Annotated in this window: 2 protein-coding genes; one reads left to right on the top strand and one right to left on the bottom strand. The window is 72.6% G+C overall.

Annotated features, from left to right (window positions below):
• Positions 1 to 415, bottom strand: a 415-nt coding sequence (locus ACWF94_RS39550) for a DUF6214 family protein (RefSeq protein WP_453499982.1), incomplete at its 3' end; no start/stop codon positions are given.
• Positions 416 to 556: 141 nt separating this feature from the next.
• On the opposite strand from ACWF94_RS39550, the gene ACWF94_RS39545 reads away from it, so the two are divergent.
• Positions 557 to 1,918 carry an FAD-dependent oxidoreductase gene (locus tag ACWF94_RS39545; RefSeq protein WP_453499980.1) on the top strand — a complete coding sequence of 454 codons (1,362 nt, stop codon included), beginning with the start codon at positions 557 to 559 and terminating at the stop codon, positions 1,916 to 1,918.
• Positions 1,919 to 1,964 lie beyond the last annotated feature (46 nt).

The raw sequence follows: 1,964 nt of genomic DNA, 5'->3' as shown, positions 1-1,964 counted from the left end.
CCACCGCGTCCGGCCCGTCCGTCGCGTTCACCGCGTTCACCGCGTCCGTCGCGTCCGGCACGTCCGCCACGTCCGCCACGGGCCGTGGGACCGCCGTACGGCAGGCGTCTTCGAGCGGTTCCTCGATCCGGTCGGCGAGCACCCGCTCGAAGAGCCTGAGCGGCAGCGGCGGGTCCGCCCGCAGATCCTCGATCGCGATCCCGCCGTCGTCCACGACGGCGAGTACATCGAGCCGGGCGCCGTCGGCGAAGGTGAACCGGACGTCGCACCAGGCCGAGGCGGAGGTCCCACCTCCGGCGGGAGGCTCGGTGGTGGTGACGGTGCCGTGGCCCTGGATCTCCCATACGGGTGGATACGGAAGGGCCTGATTCGCGTCATACTGATCATTAGCGTTAAGAAACGTAGTTTCTTGCACAATTAACACGTAACCAGTCAATTCCTGACAGTGCTGTGCGGCACGCACGCCCTCGTGCCCCAAGGCACCCTGTCAGCGCATCTCCACAGGCCGGGATACCGGTGCGATGCTGGTATTCCTCCTGCGGGAAGGAGCACGGCCGTGCTTCGAGTCGCCGTCGTCGGATCGGGACCCAGCGGGGTCTACGCCGCGCAGGGTCTCGTCCAGCAGAGCCGGTTCCCGGATGTCCGGGTGCATGTGCTGGACCGGCTCCCCTGCCCCTATGGGCTGGTCCGCTACGGGGTCGCACCCGACCACGAGAAGATCAAGTCCCTGCAGAACAACCTCCGTGCCGTTCTGGAACACGAGCGGATCGAGTTCATCGGCAATGTCGAGGTCGGCGCGGGCGCCCTCGGCCCCCGGCGGCTCCTGGAGCTGTACCACGCCGTCGTGTACTGCGTGGGAGCCGCCAGGGACCGCAGGCTCGCCATCCCCGGCGAGGATCTGCCGGGCAGCCATTCGGCCACGGACTTCGTCTCCTGGTACAGCGCGCACCCCGACGCGGCGGCCAATGGTTTCGCGCTCACCGCGCGCTCGGCCGTGGTGATCGGCGTGGGCAATGTGGCCGTCGACGTGGCCCGTGTCCTCGCCCGGGGCGCGGACGAGCTGCGGCCGACCGATGTACCGCAGGCCGCGCTCGGCGCGCTCGCGCGGAGCCGGGTGCGCGAGGTGCACATGGTGGGCAGGCGGGGCCCCTCACAGGCCAAGTTCACCACCAAGGAACTGCGCGAGCTTGGCTCGCTCACCTCGGCCGATGTCCTGGTCGACCCCTCGGACCTGGCCCTCGACCCGGCGTACGCCTCCCGGGAACTGGCGGCCTCGCTGCCGGCGGTCGGCCGGCGCAATCTCGAAGTCGTACGGGGCTGGGCCGAGCGGCCCGCCGGGGCCCGGGACCCGGACCGGGAGCGCCGGATCCGGCTGCGGTTCTTCCTGCGCCCGGTGGAACTGCTGGAGCGGGGCGGCAGGGTCGGGGGCGTACGGTTCGAGCGGACCGCGCCGGACGGCGACGGAGGTGTGCGGGGCACGGGCGCGTACGAGGACATCGACGCGGAGCTGGTGCTGCGGGCCGTCGGCTACCGGGGGGTGCCGCTGCCCGGACTGCCGTTCGACACCGGGCGCGGAACGGTGCCGCACACCGCCGGACGGGTGCTGCGGGACGGGGTGCCGTCGACCGGCGAGTACGTCGCGGGCTGGATCAAGCGCGGCCCCACCGGGGTGATCGGCACCAATCGGCCGTGCGCCAAGGAGACGGTGGCGTCGCTGCTCGACGACGCGGCCTCGCTCGCGCTGCGTCCGGTGGCCGACGATCCGCTGGCCGAGCTGCGCGCCGCCGGGCACCGGCCGGTCGAGTGGCCGGGCTGGGAGGCGATCGTGACCGCCGAGTCCGCGCTCGGGGCGGCGCTGGGCCGGCGGTCCGTCAAGATCCCCGACTGGGAGGGTCTGCTGGACGCGGCCGGGCGCTGAGCCGCCTCCGGTGCGGCGGCCGAGCGGCTCGGCCGCCGTACCGGAG

Source organism: Streptomyces sp. NPDC055078, from assembly GCF_053607985.1.
This window is presented reverse-complemented; position numbering and strand designations above follow the sequence as displayed.